Genomic DNA, 584 nt, shown 5'->3' with positions numbered 1-584 from the left:
GGCAATATCAATGCTGTCTTCGTCGTAACCTTCTCCGCGAAAGTGGTCTTCCACAAACTGCTGTGCCCGGTTGCTGGCGCACCATGTCAGTATCCGGCCCAGTGCAGAGACCAGTATGTTGAGTAATGTCATTGAGTTAAATCTCAGAGGGGACCCGGACGGATGGGGCATTCACGGATGCCCCTGCCGGGTAAATGGAGGAGAGCTGAGTTAATGCGGTGACGGAGACTCCGGCGGCACGGGGACCTGACCATGAATAATCCGGTGTTTTGCCAGTGCCTGCGACATGTCATTGATGCAGTACGTAATGTAGAAGACGTTGAACAGCACGGTGTAGAACGCATTCATTCTGAGGTCGAAGCGGAAGGTGTTCAGCGCATAGTGGCGCAGTGCGGCGCGGGCCTTAAAGGCCCAGACGACGTACATCACGCCGCAGGTGAGCGACAGAATGGTGCTCAGTACCAGCAGCGTGTCGCTGCCCGTGTCGTAGCCGGCCAGGTCCGGTGAGGCCATCACGCCAAACTGTCGACTGAGACCAAAACAGACGGCCAGCCAGATGATAAACAGGTTGCCGCAAACCGGAT

1 protein-coding gene is annotated in these 584 nt (G+C 56.5%); it reads right to left on the bottom strand.

Translation table 11 applies throughout. The annotated features are described in order from the left end of the window. Window positions 1-210: 210 nt before the first annotated feature. Window positions 211-584, bottom strand: a 374-nt coding sequence (locus ADK28_RS22325; protein ID WP_048796699.1) for a hypothetical protein, incomplete at its 5' end; no start/stop codon positions are given.

Source organism: Serratia sp. 506_PEND (genome assembly GCF_001076875.1).
Classification (GTDB): Bacteria; Pseudomonadota; Gammaproteobacteria; order Enterobacterales; family Enterobacteriaceae; genus Serratia; species Serratia marcescens.
The sequence above is the reverse complement of the archived record's forward strand: the minus strand, read 5'-3'. Positions and strand labels throughout refer to the sequence as shown.